Consider the following 19,337-nt stretch of genomic DNA (forward strand, 5'->3'; position numbering starts at 1 on the left):
CCTTCTTTATCTATAAAATGATGCTTTTCAGCTGTGACACGTTTTGTGATAAAACGCTGTTTTTGCCTAAATAATCGAGCAGTGAGCTGATTAAAAAGGTTCTCGGTTGGTCCTTTGATAATTCCTGATTGAGCAGCTCATACGCAGAGAGGAGATCATCTTTTTCTTCTCCGTTTGGCCATGAGTGAAGCTCTTGTTTGATCTTTGTTAAGTACGAATTTACAAGTTTTTCTTCGTCATATTCGTCCTGTGAAGAAAGCAAATAAGAGTTCATCAGCTCGTCTGTTAACACAGGTTCAATGGAACAAGGCTTTTTCGATACACGATCCATTACACCGATGATCATTTCGGCAGCAATTTCTAATTGGATGTTTTTTTGCTCAATCGCCAGCATTAAGATGAATTCTCTCATTAATCCATTGAGAACAATCACTAAATCCCAGACATATGGAGCGACAGATTCACCATATGTACTTAAAATAATGTCTCTGTGCCGCTGCATGATAATGGAGCGTGTTTCACGTAAATGCTTAATGACAATGGGCGAATGCTGAGAAAAAGCTTCAAAGGACAGCATGTTCAAAAATTTATGATTCTCTTTAAACTCTTCAAGCTCAAGCTTAATCTTCTTTGTGAATTTTTCCTTTTTGGACAGCGTCGTTTCTGAATGAATGATGCGGGAAATCTCTCTCATTTTGCGCTGATTGTATTTAATCAGTTCTAATAGAAGAGCTTCCTTTGAATCAAACAGTTTATAAATAGACGCTTTGGATATTTTACAGGCATCGGCAATTGACTGCATGGAGACACTCATATAGCCTTTTTGAGAAAACAATTTCTTCGAAACCCGCAAAATCTCTTCTTGCTTTTCGTTCATCTTCTTAAGTCCTTTCCGAATCGGCAAAACCATATGGTCACAATGGAAACCGAGTGGTCACTTTGGCTATCATAACAAAACCAATACATTAAGACAAGAAAATGAACTTAAAAAATACCCGTCTGTATGACAGGTACTTTATCCTTCCGCATGTGCGACATATATTTTTGTTTTGCCGTGAAGTTCAACGATCAAAAGGTCTTCTCTCTCCTTCACAGAGTAAATAGCGGTCCCTTTCTGCAGCCTAGAAGCTGTACCATGTTCAAAATTTTTGGCGGCTGTTTTCTGAATGACACCTACTTGCTGATGTTTTGTGACGTGTAAGGATGTCGTCCAATCTACATTTGTTTCATACACGGTTCCTTCCCATTGAAATAAATCTGCCTGCTGATCCATAGCTAATAACTCTTCCGCACTAGGTGGTTTTGACTGGGAATGATATTGGACTGACTGGCAGGCGCATAAGGAAAACGTGAGCAGCAAGAGCAATAAACTAAACCATATGTTACGTATCAAAAAAGGTTCCTTCCCTTCAATACAGCGTTTCTTAAGTAATGGACGTGAATGAAGTTAAATCGTTACATGCCTAGTCAGTTCATGAGTTTTAGGTGAATGAGATTGTATGTTGGCACAAAATACGATACATTTATCGTATGACGAATCCAAACCATCCAAACAAAGAAGATATGAGACTGATTTCTGTGCTGCACGCATTGGCTGATCCAATCCGGTTAGAAATTGTCCGCTGCTTGGCAGAAGCGGGGGAGAGGACATGCGGCACGTATGAGATGAATATTGCCAAATCCACGCTTTCCCATCACTTCAAAGTGCTGAGGGAGGCAGGCGTCGTGAAAGTGAGAATTGACGGGAAGCACCGTTACTATTCTTTAAGAAAAGAAGACATCGACACCGCTTTTCCTGGACTCATGTCATCGATTCTAGCTGTAGATAAAAAGCGGTGGTAAGCCAGCTGTCTATGAAGAACAGCTGGCTGTTTTATTTCCCGAAAATGGCGTCATACAGCCGTTTCACTGCCGGCTGAATATCCTCTCGCCTCATATGCGAGAAGCCGAGGACGAGCGGAACAAAGCCTGGTTGATGCCCCGGCAATTGCTCATCAAGGGTAAACCGATCCATTCCGTACATTTTCAGCTTCCTTTCTTTCGCTCGCTGTAAAATCTCATGCTGCGTCCGGTTTGAACGGAACTCTGCGATAAAATGAAGCCCAGCATTTTCTCCAATAATCCGTACATTGTCAGCAAAAACCATATTGAGCTCTTCAATGAGCTGCTTCCGTTTTTCCTCATATAAACCATTCATTCGTTTAATATGCCGTTGATACGCCCCATCTTTTATAAAATGAAGAAGGGTGTATTGTGTAAAAAGATTAGCAGTTTGAATGAAAAAATGCTGTTCTTCCTTATAGCGTCTTAATAAATGCTGAGGGAGCACCATATAGCTTAGCCGCAAGCCCGGCAGCAATGATTTTGAAAAGGTGCCCATATAAATGACTTTGTCATATCGATCGAGACTTTGCAGCGCTGGAATGCTGTCTGTGCCATATTTAAATTCACTGTCATAATCATCCTCAATGATGTAACGGTCTGGCTGATCAGCTGCCCAGTTTAACAGCTGAATGCGCCGGGAAATTGGCATAATCACCCCTGTTGGAAATTGATGTGAAGGGGTAATGATCAACACATTCGGCTGTTTCTTATGAATGTCGCTCATCCGCACACCTTTTTGATCAATGCCAATCGTTTCAATTTGATGATGATTGTTTTTCAGCATTTGATAGAGCCGGCGGTAGCCAGGGTTTTCTAGCCCGTATACTTGATCGGCTGGAAGAATGCTTGATAACGAATGAATCAGTGACTGTGTGCCTGCACTTAAAATAAGCTGTTCTGGATAGCATTTGACTCCTCGCGCAAGTCCTATCAGCCTGGCAATCGTTTCCCTGAGCTCATACACACCTTGTGGATGCGGAAGCTCACCGAAGGCATCTTGGTGGAGATGGATCGCCTTTTGTTCGCTTTTCAGCCAGCTTTTAAATGGAAAGTTCGCTGTATCGACTGAGATATGTGAAAAAGAATACCAGTCGTCTCGTGCAATCGATTCTTCCTTTAAATCTACAGGAAGAGAAGAGGGTTTTAGCTGACCAGATTCGTGAAACGTTTCTAGTGACTCCACGAAAAAACCTTTGCGTTCAACCGAATATAAATACCCCTCGGCAAGCAGCTGCTGATAGGCGCCATTCACTGAATTAACGCTGACGTTTAATGTATCGGCTAACTCTCGTTTGGACGGTAATTGATCGTGTGGCTGCAGGTTGCGATTTAAGATTTCTTCTTTGATTTTCATATAAATTTGATGATAAATATATCCGTTTTGCCCTGTTTGATCTAGTTGAATTGTCAGCATCTCACCATTCCATCCTCTCTGATACCATGAAAAAAATGATATTGGTACTTTCTATCATACCAAAAAATATTCAGAATAATAAAAAAGGATATAAAGGGGATGGATGACAATGAGTCAAACGACAACAAACCGTTTTTCAACTGAAGAATGGCAGGGGAAAAGAGATCAATACGTCGCAAGAGGCGTGAGTAATGGCAACCGTCATCTTGCAGCGAAGGGGAAAGGAGCCGAGCTGTTCGATATTGATGGGAAGCGATTTATCGATTTTGCAGGCGCCATTGGCACATTAAACGTAGGACATTCACATCCAAAGGTGGTGGAAGCGGTCAAAGCACAGGCAGAGAGCCTGATTCATCCAGGTTTTAACGTGATGATGTATGAATCGTATATCGAATTGGCAGAGAAGCTTTGCCGCCTCACACCAGGAGACCATGATAAGAAAGCCATTTTCCTTAATTCAGGTGCAGAAGCTGTTGAAAATGCCGTGAAAATTGCCCGTAAATATACGAAAAGACAGGCCGTTGTGTCGTTTACAAGAGGTTTTCACGGCAGAACGAATATGACAATGAGCATGACGAGCAAGGTCAAGCCATATAAATTTGGCTTCGGACCATTCGCATCTGAGGTGTACCAAGCACCGTACCCTTATTACTATCAAAAGCCTGAAGGATTAAGTGATGCCGCGTACGATGAGTACATCATTGATCAATTCAATCAATTCTTCGTCGCAGCCGTTGCACCAGAAACCGTTGCTTGTGTGGTCATGGAACCAGTCCAAGGGGAGGGCGGATTCATTGTGCCATCGAAGCGTTTCGTTCAGCATGTTGCATCATTCTGTCAGCAGCACGGGATTGTCTTTGTTGCAGATGAAATCCAAACCGGTTTTGCGAGAACAGGGAAATACTTTGCGATTGAGCACTTTGATGTGGTGCCGGACTTAATTACTGTGTCAAAATCTCTTGCTGCGGGGTTGCCGCTTAGTGGTGTCGTTGGCAGAAAAGAAATGCTTGATGCGGCAGATCCAGGGGAGCTCGGGGGAACATATGCAGGAAGTCCGTTAGGTTGTGTAGCAGCAATGGCTGTTCTTGATATCATTGAAACAGAACAATTGAATCAACGATCTGAACAAATTGGACAAGTCATTGAGGACAAAGCAAATGATTGGAGAACAAAGTATCCGTTCATTGGGGAAGTCCGCCGATTAGGGGCAATGGCGGCGATTGAAATTGTGGAAGATCAAACAACACGTACACCGGATAAGAAAACAGCCGCAGCGATTGCAGCATATGCAAACGATCACGGGCTGCTTCTATTAACGGCAGGGATTAATGGGAATATTATTCGCTTTTTAACACCACTTGTCATCACAGATGAGCTGCTTCACGAGGGACTAGGGATCATCGAGGAAGCCTTCAAAGCACGCTAAACAACAAAGGGGGATGGTTGTATGCAAAAACAACAAATGGCAAAAACGATGTCGCAGTCAGACGTGCTGTTTTTGTCCATTGGTGCAATGCTTGGCTGGGGCTGGGTTGTACTTTCGGGAGATTGGATTTTAACAGCTGGCTTTTTAGGCAGTGTGATTGCCTTTGTGATAGGAGGCATTCTCGTGATCTTTATTGGACTCACGTATGCCGAGCTTTCATCTGCGATTCCAGAGACAGGCGGAGGGCTCGTCTTTGTCCAACGGGCATTTGGGATGAAAGCAGCGTTCGTCTCAGCATGGGGCGTATTGTTTGGTTATGTGTCTGTGATTACGTTTGAAGCTGTCGCCTTGCCGACCGTCATTGATTATGTGATTCCAACACAGCATGTTGGCTTTCTATGGAATATTGGGGGATGGGACGTGTATTTCACGTGGGTATTGATTGGATCTGGCGGTGCATTGTTTTTAACAGCACTGAATTACATTGGGGCTAAGCCTGCCGCCATTTTCCAGTCCGTGTTCACTGTGGCAATTATTCTGACAGGTTTTCTCCTTTTAGGCGGCGCAACATTTAATGGAGATTTTGCAAACCTTGAGCCGATGTTTCAAGGCGGGGTTGGCGGTCTCATGGCGGTATTAGTCATGATTCCCTTTTTATTCGTTGGGTTTGATGTCATTCCACAAGTAGCAGCGGAAATTCATGCACCAAAGAAAATCATTGGGAGAATCTTGATTATTTCTATCGTAAGCGCGGTCGTTTTTTATCTGCTTATTGTCTTTGGGGTAGCTGCTGGAATGTCAAAAGGACAGCTTGAAGCCTCTTCATTAGCGACAGCAGATGCCATGGTTCAGCTTCTCGGTCATCAAGCATTTGGAACAGTGCTGGTTATTGGCGGTGTAGCAGGGATTGTGACAAGCTGGAACGCTTTTATCATCGGGGCAAGCCGTATTCTATATGCCATGGCGGAAAGAGGCATGATTTCCAAATGGTTTGCGTATATTCATCCAAAGTATAAAACACCGACAAATGCGATTTTGTTTCTTGGGGCATTGGCCTTTTTTGCTCCATTATTAGGCCGTCCTGCCCTCGTGTGGATTGTGAATGCGGGCGGTGTCGGAATCATCGTCGGGTACTTAATTGTTTCCATCGCCTTTATGAGACTTCGCAAAATAGAACCCGAGCTTGAGCGTCCATACCGCATTAAATATTGGCGGACGACAGGCGTTCTAGCCATTGGACTGAGTCTTCTTTTTCTTTCATTTTACTTTCCAGGAATGCCGGCCTCCTTATCATGGCCAGCTGAATGGATTTTGCTTTTAGGTTGGGTACTCATTGGGTATATACTATATGTAATGAATCCAAGAACGAAGGAGACGGTAGAGCATGACAAACGAACTCAAAGTGTATAATCCTGCAACAGGAGAAGAAATTGCTTCAGTTGCTCAGCATACAAAAGAACAGATCGAAGACGCAATTTCCCGCTCACACAAAGCATTTAAAACATGGGCCAAAACGTCAGCACATGAACGTGCCAATATCATTCGCAAGTGGTTTGATCTGATGATTGAGCATAAAGAAAGGCTTGCGAAAATCATCACAGAAGAAAACGGAAAGCCGTATCAAGAAGCATTAGGAGAAATCGTCTATGCGGCTGGTTATATTGAATGGTACGCGGAAGAAGCAAAGCGAATCTACGGCAGAACCATCCCATCACATACGACGAACAAACGCCTTTTCGTCACAAAACAGCCAGTTGGTCCTGTTGCTGCCATTACTCCATGGAATTTCCCTGCGGCGATGATTACGAGAAAGGCAGCTCCAGCGCTTGCAGCAGGCTGTACATTTATTGTAAAACCTGCTGAAGACACACCGCTGACAGCCATTGAACTAGTGAAATTAGGTCATGAAGCCGGCATTCCAGAGGATGCACTGCAATGGGTTGTCGGAGATGGCAAAGAAGTGGGTGAAATCTTCACAGATAGTCCATTGATTCGAAAAATCACGTTTACAGGCTCAACGCCCGTCGGAAAGCATTTGATCAAAAACAGTGCGAGTACAGTGAAGCATGTATCAATGGAGCTTGGCGGCCATGCCCCGCTTATCGTAGACAAGGACGCAAATCTTGAACTAGCTGTCAAACAAGCAGTGGCGTCTAAGTTCCGTAATGCAGGACAAACCTGCGTCTGTGCCAACCGCTTAATTGTGCATGAAGACATTCATGAAGCATTTGCGCAAAGCTTCAGCAAAGAAGTAGAAAAGCTGAAAGTGGGAAATGGCTTTGAAGAAGGCACATCTATCGGTCCAATTATCAACAAGCGCGGCTTTGATAAAATTGTCGGCCAAATTCAAGATGCAGTGGATAAAGGGGCGAAAGTTCTTGTTGGCGGCGATACGCATTTCGACGATGACAAATCATATTATTTTGTCCAGCCAACGGTTCTTACACATGTGGACACTTCCATGAACATTATGCATGAAGAGACCTTTGGTCCAGTGGCGCCGATTACGACATTCCAAACGTTAGATGAGGCAATTGAATTAGCCAACGATACACCTTTTGGCCTTGCAGCTTATTTCTTTACAGAAAATTATCGGAACGGGCTCTACATTTCCGAACATCTCGATTATGGAATTATTGGCTGGAATGATGGCGGTCCATCAGCTGTCCAAGCACCGTTCGGCGGTATGAAAGAGAGCGGAATAGGGCGAGAAGGCGGAATCGAAGGAATAGAACCATATTTAGAAACAAAATATGTATCTATTGGTTTAGACGAATAAACGTGAAAAAGACTGTCTGAGGAATCTCAGCAGTCTTTTTTATGTTATACAGCCGGCGGGAAAAGCTGGTCCACCGTTTCTTTCGTTTCTTTCAGAATTTCATGTATGTAATCTGCAGATGCCTGCTCCATGCTGCTGAACAAAAGACGTTCGACAGGCTGAACGCCAATAAAATTGAAGACTTCAGTATCCGTTGTCATGTGATGAGAGGAGGAGAAGCTCATATTGGAATCAAGAAAATTCCTCGGGGCATCGTGCGTGTTGATGATGACCCCTTTTTTGTGCTGAAGTAAATTTTCAATCACTCCATGCTCATTCTTCTGATAAGCAAAACCCTCAGAAAAGACGCGCTCTACATACCCTTTTAGCATAGCCGGCAAGCCTGTCCACCATATTGGAAAAATAAACGTCAGCACATCCGCTTGCTGAATCAGCTTCTGCTCTCTTTGAATGGCGATCGGGACATCACCGCATTTGATCGCAGCCTTTTCTGCAATGGTGAGCTCTGGCGAAAAACCTAGGGCATAGACATCACGAACAGTCACTTTATGACCATTGTTCAATAGAGTGCTCACAACAAGATCTAATAAGGTTTGATTTAAGCTTTGCTGGGGATGAGCAAAAATGATTACATGGTTCATCTCATAGCCTCCTATGTGGTCATCTGTCTCATTATGGCATGTGGATTTATCCTATTCAATCCTATATTGGTAATAACAAGTTGGGAAAATGGAAAATAATTGATTTTTAATAAAAGTAAACAGTGAGATTCGTACATGTGTAAAGGAAGAAAAAGCGATCGTTTCTATGAAAACGATCGCTCAGCGTGTAGACAAACCCTCGCATTCTTTGTCAGTCCTGCGTGCCGGTGCTCACGAATGTCAAATTCGCTCCGCTCCGGTACTCGTCCTTCCTAGACTACAAAGGTTTTCTATCACGCTGAAAAGAAGACAAAGGGCTAAAATAAAGATCATTTTAGCCCTTTGTCAACAATATAAGCGATCGTTTCTGAAAACCGATCGCTCATACAGCTTTTATTTTTTTCTAAAAGCAAGTCCAAGTGCAATCAGCGCCACGACTAGAGCAGCAATGGACAGACCAAGGACAAGTGGTGAGGAAGAAGCAGAGGCTGTTTCAGAGGCCTTTTCTTCTTTTGGTTTTTCTTGACCATGTGAATCCGTTACGGTATTAGAAGCGACAATGTTTGTGATGGAATGAGGTTTATCAGCATCTTTATCACCAGTCCATTCAACGACCGTTCCATCCTTATAATATTGATACGCATCCCATGCAGCTTCACCAGCTTTTTCAGGGTTTTTCGCTACAAAAACGAATTGCTGAAATTGTCCAGCAAGCACACCTTTACCGGTTGCTTCCCAAGTCACTCTTGTCACCTTGCCATCTTTCTCTTCAGTTGACGTTTTCCAGCCAGGTACAGGCTCATATTGCTGGAATTCTACGCCTTTAGGAATTGTCACGACAACCTTAGTCGTTGGACTGTCACTTTCAGAAGGAACCTTTAATGTATAGGTCTCCCAAGCATTTGTCGCAGACGTATCAGGCTTGACTGTTACGTGCGCACTCACAGGAATCGCCAATAAAAATGAAGCGAGAAGCATTGGTAATAAAGCTTTAACGTATTTTTTCATATGTGATGAACTCCTTTTAGTTTCTTCTAATAAAGGTGGTATCGATATTCTTAAAAGAACCAGTTAACGCATGGATTTCAATTTTCCATGTGCCTTTTTCATTTAATAAGAGATTTTCAGCAGAGAAATGACCATTTTTTAATCGTTTCAGCTGAAATTCACTTGGTGTCTCATCACCGAATAAAGCCACCTTATGAATCTTGGCTGTCACAGATTGAATATCAGTGATCGTTTCGCCATTCTTCTTTGTAAATGCCACCTCGAATGAGTTTTTCCCCGGGGCATTCGGGGTAATGCTCAAGGACACAATGTCACGATGCTCGACCTGATTTGCGCCAAAGAAAGGCTCAGGTGCAGGCGGAGGAGGGCTCGGTATATTAGTAAAGACAGCCGTTAATAACAAAATGGCGATCCCGATCATCCATTCAGCTCGTAAGGAAACGCTGCGTTTCTGCTTTTTTTCCCATCTCAGCATCAAGTAATGCATAAGCCCAAGCAGGCCCATGATGATAAATAAACCAAGCTTGATTAAAAAGGTACGTCCGTATGCTGATTGGAAAAGAGCGTCAAACGATTGCAAAATAAAGATGGCATTCACAAATCCTGAAAACACAATAAGTCCAACAGAGAGCAGTGCCCAAGGATGAAATGCTGCGAGCGTATTCCGTATGAGCGGCTCATCTTCATTTGGCAGTTTCTTCATCAATAGAAGGACAATGGCTGTTAAACCACCAACCCAAATCGAAGCAGAGACGAGATGGATGAAATCAAGTGATGTTGTGAGTATTTTATTGTCTGTTGCGGCTGGATGCCCGATTTGTGCTTTCAACCAAAGCAGCACTGTGAAGAGAAGCAGTGGAAACAGCCAAACACGAAAAGAAGAGAAGTCCCCTTTTCTCACCGCCACAATCGTCCAGATGGTGAGAAATACAAATGATGCCATAAGCATCATCCACAGACTACCGCCAGAAGTGGACGCAATCGTTTCTTGTAAAAGCGAAGGCTGAAATGCCCCAAAAAAGGACACGTCTGCCGCTGATTTTGTCTGAATCGGCAGCTGGAACACAAGTGCTCCGCCCATCATGATCAATGACAATGTCAAAAGCCGCTTCATTCGTTTCGCCAATACAGGTGAAATCGCTGCCCTGAACCAAAGCAGTCCAAACAAAATGGTGCCAAGGAATAAGCTGAATGACGTATAAAGAAAGGCTTTATCAATAGTTGAAGCCACATCAATGGATTCATCCGTCTGACCTTGCTCTAATTGGTCAAAACCGCCAGCCGCTTTTCCAATACTAAACGGAATCATGCCAGAGACAGAGTGTCCATCCGCTGATACCGCATTCCACTGAATGGTGTAAATCCCTTTAGGTAAATTCTTTTTTAAAGCCGCTTCCATGATCTTTTGATCTTTAATGACCGTATCTCCTTTATCCACACGATCACCTTTTGCATTTAGCACCTTAATGGCATGAAACCCGCTTTCAATTCCTTCACTAAATGTGATCGAGACTGAAGGGGGCTGCTGATCCAGCTCTTCATTTGCCGCTGGGTTCGAGCTCACGACGTATGCGTGAGCAAATGCTTCCTTTGGAATGAAAAAAGCGAACATGACCATAAGAAGCAGAAGCCACTGACTATTTTTAAACAAGGTAAATAACCGCCTTTCTACCTATGAAAATGTCTCATGTATCAGAAAGAAAGCGGCAGTAAACTGTGAGTCACAGAAAAAACCGCTCCTTCTATTGTACCGCCCTCTCTAAAAGGTAAACGAAACAAATAGCAAGATGGTTCACTTTTTCTGTGTCATGTCTGCGCAGACATTTCTTAATTGAATAGGTTTGATCAATTATAAGCCTATTCGATTTAAGAAGAGGAAACAAGAAGTGACCATTTGAAAGTTGTGAAATTCCCATGAATTTTGCGTGAAAACAACGGCATATCAAGCTTTCCACCCATTATATGTTGAGATCTGACAGAGAATTCACATCATTTTTCAATTTTGTCACACACGATGTGACAAAGTGGCATTTAGTTTCAATTGATGAGAAAGTGAAAGCGTTTTACGATAGGCATAAGGGCTTCACTGAATCTTGTTCTTATATCTTTTGACCTATAAAGCCCTAAATAAAGGGAGAGAAGAAAGGAGTTTTCATAGATGCAGGAAAAAAGCGGATTTCGCGTAAAAGTACAGCGCTTTGGAAGCTATTTAAGCGGTATGATCATGCCGAATATTGGAGCGTTTATCGCTTGGGGACTCATCACTGCATTGTTCATTCCAAGTGGTTATTTTCCAAATGAACAATTAAATACACTCGTTGGTCCAATGATCAACTACTTGCTGCCGCTCTTAATCGGTTACACAGGCGGTAAGCTCGTATATGACCATCGAGGCGGGGTACTCGGTGCCACCGCTACGATTGGGGTTATTGTCGGTTCGGACATCCCAATGTTTTTAGGTGCGATGATCATGGGACCGCTTGGCGGTTATCTCATTAAGAAAATTGACCAGCTGTTTAAAGACCGAATCAGATCAGGTTTTGAAATGCTGATTAATAATTTTAGTGCAGGTATTCTAGGTGCCATTTTAGTCGCCATTGCTTTCTACGCCATCGGCCCAGTGGTACTAGGTCTGAATAAAGCCCTTGCGGCAGGTGTAGATATCATTGTCAATGCACACTTACTGCCGCTGGCAAGTATCTTCATTGAACCAGCGAAAGTATTGTTCTTAAACAATGCGATTAACCAAGGGATTTTAGGTCCATTAGGGGTGGAGCAAGCGGCGAAGACAGGCCAGTCCGTTCTGTTCTTGCTTGAAACAAACCCAGGACCAGGTCTAGGTGTTCTTCTAGCCTACATGTTCTTTGGAAAAGGGACTGCAAAACAGTCTGCACCGGGTGCGATTGTCATTCAATTCTTAGGGGGAATCCATGAGATTTACTTCCCATACATCTTAATGAAGCCAAAGCTCATTTTAGCGGTAATTGCTGGGGGAGCAAGCGGCGTTCTAACTTTTACACTGTTAAATGCGGGCCTAAAGGCTGTACCGTCACCAGGAAGTATCATCGCTCTTATGCTCATGTCACCAAAAGGCGGCCATCTTGCCGTTCTAGCAGGTGTTGTCGTGGCAGCGGTCGTATCATTCCTTGTCGCTTCTGTCATTTTGAAAGCGTCTAAAGCAGTGGATGAAGACTTAACAGCAGCAACAGAAAAAATGCAAGACATGAAAGGCAAGAAAAGTGCAGCAGCAGCTGCTCTTACAACACAAAAAGAAGGTGCTGAAGCAAATGAACAAGCAGCATCTCCAGATGAGATCAATCCAGATGACGTGAACAAAATCATCTTTGCCTGTGATGCAGGAATGGGCTCAAGTGCGATGGGCGCATCCGTTTTAAAGAATAAAGTCAAAAAGGCAGAGCTTGATATTGATGTGACAAATACATCCATCAGCAACATTCCAGATGATGCCGATGTAGTCTTCACTCATAAAGATTTAACAGATAGAGCGAAGGCAAAACTGCCAGGAGCTGTGCATATTTCAGTTGATAATTTCTTAAACAGTCCGAAATACGATGAGCTGATTGAGAAATTGAAAAAATAACATGACGAAACGGGTTGAGTCCAATTTTTCTAATTGAACTCCCCGTTTTGGTTGTTTTCTGATTTTCCATTCTAAAAAAGGTGTGTGATCTTTCATGAAACAAGTACTTTCAAAAGACAATATTTTTCTAAACGAACAAGCGGGCTCTAAAGAAGAAGCCATTAAAAAAGCAGGCGAAGTCTTAGTGGCAAACGGTTATGTCACAAGTGATTATGTGGACAAAATGTTTGAAAGAGAAAATATTTCTTCTACATTTATGGGCAACGGAATTGCCATTCCTCATGGAACAGAGGATGCGAAAGCGGCTGTCCTTCATTCAGGGATTTCCATTATCCAAATTCCAGACGGCGTTGAATACGGCGAAGGAAATGTTGCCAAAGTCGTATTTGGCATCGCTGGTAAAAACAATGAACATCTCGATATTCTTTCTCAAATTGCGATTGTCTGTTCAGAAGAAGAAAACGTAGAGCGTATCATTCATGCAAAGGATCAGGATGAACTGATCGCCATCTTTAACGAGGTGAACTAACATGAAGGCACTTCATTTTGGAGCAGGAAATATTGGCAGAGGGTTTATCGGATCTTTGTTAAAAGCATCAGGATTTGAGCTCGTTTTTACCGATGTAAATGAAGCGGTTATCAACGAGCTGAATGAAAAAGGAGAATACACGGTTGAACTCGCAGCACCAGGGCAGCAGCAAGAAGTAGTCGGTCCTGTGTCAGCCATCAATTCCGCAAAAGATCCAGCTGCTTTAATAGAGGCGATTGCAACAGCTGATCTCATTACAACAGCTGTTGGACCAGCCGTTTTGAACATCATTGCTTCGTCGATTGCTGAAGGTTTAAAACAGAAAAAGCCTGATCATATCATCAACATTGTGGCATGTGAAAATATGATTGGCGGCAGCTCTCATTTAAAGAAAGCCGTTGTCTCTCATTTAACAGCTGATGAACAAGAAGCGCTGTCACAAACAATAGGTTTTCCAAACGCTGCGGTTGATCGCATTGTCCCAATTCAGCACCATGAGGACATATTGAAAGTATCAGTCGAGCCATTTTTCGAGTGGGTGATTGATGAGACAGGCTTTATTGGAGACGTTCCTCAAATTGACGGAGCGACCTTTGTACAAGATTTGACGCCATTTATTGAACGTAAACTCTTTACTGTCAACACAGGACATGCACTAGCTGCTTATGTCGGGTACGAGAAAGGTGTGCAAACGATTAAAGAAGCTGTCGATACACAAGAGATTCGTCAAGTGGTCGAAGGTGCACTTCACGAAACAGGCAGTTATTTAATCGACACATATGGCTTTCAAAAAGAAGAACATGATGCGTATATTCAAAAAATCATTAAACGATTTGAAAATGCCTTTATCTCTGATGAAGTCACGCGTGTCGCACGCTCTCCACTCAGAAAGCTCGGAGCAGATGATCGTTTAATCGGTCCAGCGAAAAAGATCAAACAGCCACAGTATTTAGTTAAAGGCATCGTGGCAGCTTTGGCTTACGACTTTACTGAAGATGAAGAAGCTGTTCGTCTGCAGGCATTACGAAAAGAAAAAGGCATTGAAGGTGTGCTGGAAGAGGTATGTGGACTCTCGCCAACAGAGGATCTTTATCAAGCCATTATTAAAGAAGCAACTCGATAATTTGAACATCCCTTTCCAACGTGCGAAAGGGATTTTTTTCTATGGCTTTTTTTAATACTTTCCCCAGCTTGACGATATATAAAGTAAGGGGGAATTTGTTTATGAAAAAGAAAGCGCTTGCTTCAAAAAGTGTATTTTTTCAATTAATGTCTGCCATTATCGTGATCACGATTTTAACAGGCGGACTTGTTGGAACAACGGGATATTTGTTAGCGAAACATGTATTAATTGATGCAGGGAAAGCAGATTTAAAGCACATCGTCAGCGGAGCAATGGCCACACTTGAACAGTTGAATGACCGTGTGGAGAAAAAAGAACTGACGCTTGAGCAGGCGCAAGAACAGGCCCGCCTTTACTTGAGCGGACCCAAAAATGACAACGGGAAGGGATACCAATCTCAAAAATCAGATTTTATCTATAAAAATAAAGGCTATCTGATCGCATATGGCACTGACTACTCAACCCAGGTCCATCCGGTCAACGACATCGGCGTCATTCCAGATAACACGACCAATCGTCAAAAAATGGTCGCCGGTGCCAATGCAAAAGATGAGGATGCACACTATGTGACCTATATGGATAAGGACGATGCAACCGGCGAAGAAAAGGAAAAGCTTGCCTATATGAGCCAGTTTACACCGTGGAATTGGAGTGTAGGCATCGCTGTCTTCCAGGACGAATTTTATAAAGAATTAGAGCAGATGAAGCTCTATATTATTCTCATTACAGCGGGTGTCGCCCTTCTGAGTTTAGGCGTCTTTTATTTAGCTGCCAGAGGAAAAGTCAGACTGCTCAAGCAAGTCACTGCTGCTTCAAAGGAGATTGCAGCGGGGAATATTGAGCGCACGAGCTTAAAGGAAACAACGGATGAAATCGGACAGCTGGCAAAAGGCTTTAACCATATGTCAGGCGAGCTCAGAACACTGGTGAGCGGTTTACAGGAAACAAGCAGTCAGCTTGTGGAATCAGCGACAGATTTATCGGCGATATCTGAAGAAACCTCAGCCAGCAGTGAAGAAATTGGACGAGCCATCGGAGACATTTCGACTGGAACACTTCATCAAGCATCTGATCTTGAAGTAGCCAATCAACAAATGACCCAGTTTAATCAATCTATTGAGAATGTGAAAGAACAGAGTGATCAAATTAAACGGATTTCCGATCAATCGAGTCAATCATCACAGCAGGGCCAGCAAATCGTACAGCAATTAAAACAATCGAATGAACAATCAATTCAGGCGTCTCAAGGCATTAGAGCAGGAATTGAGCAGTTAAGTACAAAAGTACAAGATATCTCTCAAATCACAGATACGATTGAAAGCATTTCAAATGAGACCAATTTACTGGCACTGAATGCCAGCATTGAAGCAGCACGTGCAGGAGAGCACGGCAAAGGCTTCTCAGTTGTGGCGAGTGAAGTGCGGAATTTAGCTGAGCAGACAAAACAATCAGCCGTTCAAATTCAGCAAATGATTCAAGGCATTAAAGAAGAAACGACAACAACAGCTGGTATCATGTCTAACACAATGGATCGTTTTGCCGAGCTAGATGAAGCGGTGCATGCAACAGAACACGAATTCAATGCCATCTCTACATTGATTTCACAAACCATCGTTGAAACAAACGCGATGGCAAAAGAGCTGAATACACTGCTGGAGCAAAACGACCTTATCACAAAAGCCATGCACGGCGCAGCACATGTTTCTCAAGAAAACGCAGCGGCGATCGAAGAAATCACTGCATCCACAGACGAACAAGTGACAGCCATCTCTAATGTGGCAAAAGCAGCAGAAAGACTCAATGAACTTAGCATGCGATTGAATCAGGACATTGCGCGTTATCGTCTATAATTCATTTTGACTATGTGGTACTATGAAGTTAATCAAAACCTTGCTCACGCAAACAAAAGGAGTGTTTCAGTCATGAAAAAGAAGATATTGATGTTCTTACCTTGTGGCTATGGATACTCTACTGCTGTTTTCTTTGAAGGTAGATAGAAATTGGTGAAGTCTGTCTACAAAACGAAGAAACTAGCAGAAAAATAAACGTGAGTGAGGGACATAACATGGAAAAAATCACGAGAAAAAACCCAGAAAGTATGCCGAAACCTGTTGGTAACTACAGTCATATTACAAGGGTGCCAAAGGGTGCGGGATTATTTGTTACATCGGGTCAGGTAGGGACAGATATAGATGGGCAGAACCCATCAAGCTTAAACGACCAAGTAACGAATACGTTTGAAAATATCAAAAAAATCCTTGAATCAGAAGGATTGAATGAAGAACATGTGATCAAGGTCAATATATGGGCAACAGAAGAAATCGACTGGGATCATCTATATCCTCAGTGGGATACGATCTTCAAAACAGCTTACCCATCAATGACGGTTGCTTATGTATCAGCTTTAGGATGGCCTGAGCTAAAAATTGAAATTGAACTATGGTGTGCGGATATATGATTTCAAAAAAGAACAGCGATGCTGTTCTTTTTTACTTGAGCCGCTTTGTAATCCATCCAGCAAAGAATGTAAAGACGGTATAGACAATAACCCAAATGAGAAAAGATTCATTCCCGCCAATATAGGTGAACATGAAGATCATGCTCGCTAACAGCACAATCAAAGTAGGCATCCAAACATTCTTCAAAAGGAGCGTACCGAAAATACCAATCAGCACAGAGATAATAGGAAAGCCAAATACAATGAATAAAATAAAAACAGCCATACGACTAACTCCTTTTAACAAGTGTTTACATCAAAACATAAAAGACCGACGCAGCCATGTGCGGAAGTGCAAAAATGATCACAAGAAAAGCCGTATCAAGGCGCCACAAGCGGTGTTCTTTTGTTTCAGAATGATAGGCTGCTCGTGTCTCTTCTCCACTTGTCCATGCACCCATTAGCACCCCAGACATCACGACCCCAATAATAGAGATTCCGCCGCTGACAAACCCAATCCATTCAAGGTGCTGCAACAGGATAGCGGCGCTGCAAATCACAATCATTGAGCAAACACCGACGAAAAAAGCATGTTTTTTTCTCATTTTGGTTCACTCCCTTCAAAAACAATTAGGAGATCGAATCACATATTTCAATGAAATGACCATCAGGATCAGACACATAAGCGACTGTTTGACCCCATGGTTTTTTTGCAGGTTCCTTGATGATCGGAACCCCTTTATCTTTCATTGAAGCAATTGTTTGATCCACATCATCCACAACAAAGCCAATCTCAAACGTTTGAGACGCTTGATTTGCTTCTGGGACAGGCAATCCGAGTGCCTCTTTGACATCCTGGCGTGAATTAATCGATAACGTCACGTCTCCAGTGTCAAACTCAACATAAGATTCAACCCTCAATTTTATAGGGAAACCAAGAACATGTTGATAGAAATGAATACTTGCCTCAACATCGTTTACATATAGAATGGTATATTTCATTTTCATGTGAAAAACTCCTCTCTTCATATACGTGTCAAAAACGGAAAGGTTTCCCACTCATTGTACCATATAGGATATAAGGTGTATTTCGTGCCAAAAAAATCAAAATAATTAGCTCAATAGTCTTGAAAAACAAAAAGTGGTGACATATGATAAAAATGTAAAATTAGAAAAAATAGGGGGATTTTACATGTTGAAAAAAATCATGGTAGCTGTCTTGTCTTTAGGTCTTTTACTAAGCTTTACACAAGTCGACACCCACACAGCAGATGCAAAGACAGTGAAGTACAAAAACTGCAAAGCGCTGAACAAAGTATATAAAGGCGGCGTAGCAAAAAGCAAAAACTCGAAAAACAAAGGCGGAAAAACAAAGTACAAGCCTTATGTATCAAAAGCACTTTATCAAAAAAATATGCGGCTTGACCGTGATAAAGACGGCATTGCATGTGAACGCTAAGCACCTGTGAAAAGACCTGTCACAAGGTCTTTTTTCTATGGGATCAAACTCGTCCCTTTGTGCCAGCTTCATCTTTATATTAAAATAAAGATAGTTTCAAAAATCGATACAAAGTGGGGTACTCAATTTGTCAACACAAGCTCATAAGAAAGACATCCGATTGATTGCCATTGATATGGATGGCACGCTGTTAAACAGTGAGCACATCATTCCAGAGGAAAATAAACAAGCGATTAAAGAAGCTGAAGCAAAAGGGGTCCATGTAGTCATTAGTACAGGACGGACACTGATGACATGCCGAGAGCTGGTTGAGCCGCTCAAGTTATCTTCTTACCTTGTGACAGCAAACGGAAGTGAGATCTGGGATTCAAACTTCCAGCTGATCGAACGAGATCTGCTGCATCCTGATCACGTCCAAATGATGTGGGATTTAAAAAATAGGTACGAAACCGATTACTGGGCTTCGACTGTGGATAAGGTGTGGAGAGGTGAATTCCCAGAACGAATTCATGACCATGAATGGCTGAAATTTGGCTTTGATATTCATGATGATGACGTTCGTGAGGAAGTCCTCAATACATTGAAAACAAATAAGCATCTAGAAATCACAAACTCAAGTCCAACGAATATCGAAGTCAATGCAGCCGGCATTAACAAAGCGGCAGCTCTTGCAAAAGTAGCAGAACGCATTGGCTGTACGATGGATAACGTCATGTCACTTGGCGACAGTCTCAATGATATGGCGATGATTCAAGAGGCCGGATTAGGCATTGCCATGGGAAATGCGCAGGAAGTAGTGAAAGAGGCCGCTGATTGGATTACAGCGCCTAATACAGAACACGGCGTGGCAAAAGCCATCCAACATTGGGTGCTGTCTAAATAGGGTGCATTTCATACAAGAAAAAGTGAGAGGACTTTGCCTCTCGCTTTTTTTGTTTTCTCCTAGTTCGATTGTTATGTTTTCTGCCAATTTCATGTGCAGTCTATGCAAAGTTGGTATAATCAATATAAATTCGAATATTCGGACTTTATATTC

The 19,337-nt window shown here is 42.6% G+C and carries 20 protein-coding genes; 11 read left to right on the forward strand and 9 right to left on the reverse strand.

Annotation, left to right across the window (positions count from 1 at the left end; all coding sequences use genetic code 11):
* Positions 1–10 precede the first annotated feature (10 nt).
* Together QSJ46_RS06290 and QSJ46_RS06295 are read right to left on the reverse strand one after the other, a co-directional pair.
* Positions 11–877, reverse strand: coding sequence for a TetR/AcrR family transcriptional regulator (locus QSJ46_RS06290; RefSeq protein WP_228285979.1), 867 nt, complete (start codon positions 875–877; stop codon positions 11–13).
* Positions 878–1,015: 138 nt separating this feature from the next.
* Positions 1,016–1,393, reverse strand: a complete 378-nt coding sequence (locus QSJ46_RS06295; RefSeq protein ID WP_224930251.1) for a hypothetical protein — start codon at positions 1,391–1,393, stop codon at positions 1,016–1,018.
* 137 nt (positions 1,394–1,530) lie between these two features.
* Here QSJ46_RS06295 and QSJ46_RS06300 point away from each other — a divergent pair, with 137 nt between their 5' ends.
* Positions 1,531–1,842 carry an ArsR/SmtB family transcription factor gene (locus QSJ46_RS06300; protein WP_047202727.1) on the forward strand — a complete coding sequence of 104 codons (312 nt, stop codon included), beginning with the start codon at positions 1,531–1,533 and terminating at the stop codon, positions 1,840–1,842.
* Positions 1,843–1,873: 31 nt separating this feature from the next.
* Here QSJ46_RS06300 and gabR read toward each other — a convergent pair whose 3' ends face one another.
* Positions 1,874–3,298: a MocR-like transcriptional regulator GabR gene (gene gabR, locus QSJ46_RS06305; RefSeq protein WP_047202690.1), complete on the reverse strand. Its 1,425-nt coding sequence runs from the start codon at positions 3,296–3,298 to the stop codon at positions 1,874–1,876.
* Positions 3,299–3,407: 109 nt separating this feature from the next.
* Between gabR and gabT the strand changes: the two genes are divergently transcribed.
* Genes gabT through QSJ46_RS06320 form a run of 3 tightly spaced genes read left to right on the forward strand, consistent with a single transcriptional unit; the run spans position 3,408 to position 7,503 of the window.
* Entirely contained in the window at positions 3,408–4,724 is a 1,317-nt protein-coding gene (gene gabT, locus QSJ46_RS06310; protein ID WP_212040461.1) for a 4-aminobutyrate--2-oxoglutarate transaminase, read from the forward strand.
* 21 nt (positions 4,725–4,745) lie between these two features.
* Positions 4,746–6,134 (forward strand): APC family permease, encoded by a 1,389-nt coding sequence (locus tag QSJ46_RS06315; protein ID WP_047202688.1) that lies wholly within the window; start codon positions 4,746–4,748, stop codon positions 6,132–6,134.
* On the forward strand, positions 6,109–7,503 hold the full coding sequence (locus tag QSJ46_RS06320) for an NAD-dependent succinate-semialdehyde dehydrogenase (RefSeq protein WP_285604475.1): 1,395 nt from the start codon (positions 6,109–6,111) through the stop codon (positions 7,501–7,503). The genes QSJ46_RS06315 and QSJ46_RS06320 overlap by 26 nt, the downstream gene beginning before the upstream one ends.
* Positions 7,504–7,547: 44 nt before the next feature.
* On the opposite strand, the gene QSJ46_RS06325 is transcribed toward QSJ46_RS06320, so the two are convergent.
* The 3 genes from QSJ46_RS06325 to QSJ46_RS06335 form a co-directional block, all read right to left on the reverse strand.
* Positions 7,548–8,144 (reverse strand): NAD(P)H-dependent oxidoreductase, encoded by a 597-nt coding sequence (locus tag QSJ46_RS06325; protein WP_047202686.1) that lies wholly within the window; start codon positions 8,142–8,144, stop codon positions 7,548–7,550.
* A 393-nt stretch (positions 8,145–8,537) separates the two neighbouring features.
* Positions 8,538–9,152 carry a YcnI family copper-binding membrane protein gene (locus QSJ46_RS06330; RefSeq protein WP_041089100.1) on the reverse strand — a complete coding sequence of 205 codons (615 nt, stop codon included), beginning with the start codon at positions 9,150–9,152 and terminating at the stop codon, positions 8,538–8,540.
* 16 nt (positions 9,153–9,168) lie between these two features.
* Entirely contained in the window at positions 9,169–10,803 is a 1,635-nt protein-coding gene (locus QSJ46_RS06335; protein WP_107164130.1) for a copper resistance CopC/CopD family protein, read from the reverse strand.
* A 507-nt stretch (positions 10,804–11,310) separates the two neighbouring features.
* Here QSJ46_RS06335 and QSJ46_RS06340 point away from each other — a divergent pair.
* From QSJ46_RS06340 to QSJ46_RS06360, 5 genes are all read left to right on the forward strand, one after another.
* Positions 11,311–12,753 carry a PTS mannitol transporter subunit IIBC gene (locus QSJ46_RS06340; RefSeq protein ID WP_285604476.1) on the forward strand — a complete coding sequence of 481 codons (1,443 nt, stop codon included), beginning with the start codon at positions 11,311–11,313 and terminating at the stop codon, positions 12,751–12,753.
* A 94-nt stretch (positions 12,754–12,847) separates the two neighbouring features.
* Positions 12,848–13,282 (forward strand): PTS mannitol transporter subunit IIA, encoded by a 435-nt coding sequence (locus tag QSJ46_RS06345; protein ID WP_008347215.1) that lies wholly within the window; start codon positions 12,848–12,850, stop codon positions 13,280–13,282.
* A gap of 1 nt (position 13,283) precedes the next feature.
* Positions 13,284–14,405 carry a mannitol-1-phosphate 5-dehydrogenase gene (locus tag QSJ46_RS06350; RefSeq protein WP_285604477.1) on the forward strand — a complete coding sequence of 374 codons (1,122 nt, stop codon included), beginning with the start codon at positions 13,284–13,286 and terminating at the stop codon, positions 14,403–14,405.
* Between the two features lie 101 nt (positions 14,406–14,506).
* Positions 14,507–16,255, forward strand: a complete 1,749-nt coding sequence (locus tag QSJ46_RS06355) for a methyl-accepting chemotaxis protein (RefSeq protein WP_047203813.1) — start codon at positions 14,507–14,509, stop codon at positions 16,253–16,255.
* Between the two features lie 215 nt (positions 16,256–16,470).
* The gene (locus QSJ46_RS06360) at positions 16,471–16,863 is read left to right on the forward strand and encodes a RidA family protein (RefSeq protein WP_285604478.1); all 393 of its coding nucleotides are present in this window, start codon (positions 16,471–16,473) and stop codon (positions 16,861–16,863) included.
* A 31-nt stretch (positions 16,864–16,894) separates the two neighbouring features.
* Here the strand turns inward: QSJ46_RS06360 and QSJ46_RS06365 are convergent, their stop codons facing one another.
* The 3 genes from QSJ46_RS06365 to QSJ46_RS06375 are packed head-to-tail and all read right to left on the reverse strand — an operon-like array spanning position 16,895 to position 17,850.
* Complete coding sequence (locus QSJ46_RS06365; protein WP_039176568.1) at positions 16,895–17,128, reverse strand: DUF2651 family protein; 234 nt, start codon at positions 17,126–17,128, stop codon at positions 16,895–16,897.
* A gap of 25 nt (positions 17,129–17,153) precedes the next feature.
* Positions 17,154–17,447 (reverse strand): DUF5316 family protein, encoded by a 294-nt coding sequence (locus tag QSJ46_RS06370; protein ID WP_039176570.1) that lies wholly within the window; start codon positions 17,445–17,447, stop codon positions 17,154–17,156.
* 25 nt (positions 17,448–17,472) lie between these two features.
* Entirely contained in the window at positions 17,473–17,850 is a 378-nt protein-coding gene (locus QSJ46_RS06375) for a VOC family protein (RefSeq protein ID WP_106025686.1), read from the reverse strand.
* A 184-nt stretch (positions 17,851–18,034) separates the two neighbouring features.
* Between QSJ46_RS06375 and QSJ46_RS06380 the strand changes: the two genes are divergently transcribed.
* Both QSJ46_RS06380 and QSJ46_RS06385 read left to right on the forward strand, forming a co-directional pair.
* The gene (locus QSJ46_RS06380; protein ID WP_080967217.1) at positions 18,035–18,301 is read left to right on the forward strand and encodes an excalibur calcium-binding domain-containing protein; all 267 of its coding nucleotides are present in this window, start codon (positions 18,035–18,037) and stop codon (positions 18,299–18,301) included.
* Positions 18,302–18,428: 127 nt separating this feature from the next.
* Positions 18,429–19,184, forward strand: coding sequence for a Cof-type HAD-IIB family hydrolase (locus QSJ46_RS06385; RefSeq protein WP_024425552.1), 756 nt, complete (start codon positions 18,429–18,431; stop codon positions 19,182–19,184).
* Positions 19,185–19,337: the final 153 nt, after the last annotated feature.

The sequence above is a fragment of the Bacillus sp. YKCMOAS1 genome, assembly GCF_030268125.1.
Lineage (GTDB): Bacteria > Bacillota > Bacilli > Bacillales > Bacillaceae > Bacillus > Bacillus safensis.

What these genes read in the sequence shown, in the direction of transcription:
- QSJ46_RS06290 (WP_228285979.1), bottom strand. Translation starts at nt 877, where the DNA reads ATGAACGAAAAGCAAGAAGAGATTTTGCGGGTTTCGAAGAAATTGTTT.
- QSJ46_RS06300 (WP_047202727.1), top strand. Translation starts at nt 1,531, where the DNA reads ATGACGAATCCAAACCATCCAAACAAAGAAGATATGAGACTGATTTCT.
- gabR (WP_047202690.1), bottom strand. Translation starts at nt 3,298, where the DNA reads ATGCTGACAATTCAACTAGATCAAACAGGGCAAAACGGATATATTTAT.
- gabT (WP_212040461.1), top strand. Translation starts at nt 3,408, where the DNA reads ATGAGTCAAACGACAACAAACCGTTTTTCAACTGAAGAATGGCAGGGG.
- QSJ46_RS06315 (WP_047202688.1), top strand. Translation starts at nt 4,746, where the DNA reads ATGCAAAAACAACAAATGGCAAAAACGATGTCGCAGTCAGACGTGCTG.
- QSJ46_RS06320 (WP_285604475.1), top strand. Translation starts at nt 6,109, where the DNA reads ATGACAAACGAACTCAAAGTGTATAATCCTGCAACAGGAGAAGAAATT.
- QSJ46_RS06325 (WP_047202686.1), bottom strand. Translation starts at nt 8,144, where the DNA reads ATGAACCATGTAATCATTTTTGCTCATCCCCAGCAAAGCTTAAATCAA.
- QSJ46_RS06330 (WP_041089100.1), bottom strand. Translation starts at nt 9,152, where the DNA reads ATGAAAAAATACGTTAAAGCTTTATTACCAATGCTTCTCGCTTCATTT.
- QSJ46_RS06340 (WP_285604476.1), top strand. Translation starts at nt 11,311, where the DNA reads ATGCAGGAAAAAAGCGGATTTCGCGTAAAAGTACAGCGCTTTGGAAGC.
- QSJ46_RS06345 (WP_008347215.1), top strand. Translation starts at nt 12,848, where the DNA reads ATGAAACAAGTACTTTCAAAAGACAATATTTTTCTAAACGAACAAGCG.
- QSJ46_RS06350 (WP_285604477.1), top strand. Translation starts at nt 13,284, where the DNA reads ATGAAGGCACTTCATTTTGGAGCAGGAAATATTGGCAGAGGGTTTATC.
- QSJ46_RS06355 (WP_047203813.1), top strand. Translation starts at nt 14,507, where the DNA reads ATGAAAAAGAAAGCGCTTGCTTCAAAAAGTGTATTTTTTCAATTAATG.
- QSJ46_RS06360 (WP_285604478.1), top strand. Translation starts at nt 16,471, where the DNA reads ATGGAAAAAATCACGAGAAAAAACCCAGAAAGTATGCCGAAACCTGTT.
- QSJ46_RS06365 (WP_039176568.1), bottom strand. Translation starts at nt 17,128, where the DNA reads ATGGCTGTTTTTATTTTATTCATTGTATTTGGCTTTCCTATTATCTCT.
- QSJ46_RS06370 (WP_039176570.1), bottom strand. Translation starts at nt 17,447, where the DNA reads ATGAGAAAAAAACATGCTTTTTTCGTCGGTGTTTGCTCAATGATTGTG.
- QSJ46_RS06375 (WP_106025686.1), bottom strand. Translation starts at nt 17,850, where the DNA reads ATGAAAATGAAATATACCATTCTATATGTAAACGATGTTGAGGCAAGT.
- QSJ46_RS06380 (WP_080967217.1), top strand. Translation starts at nt 18,035, where the DNA reads ATGTTGAAAAAAATCATGGTAGCTGTCTTGTCTTTAGGTCTTTTACTA.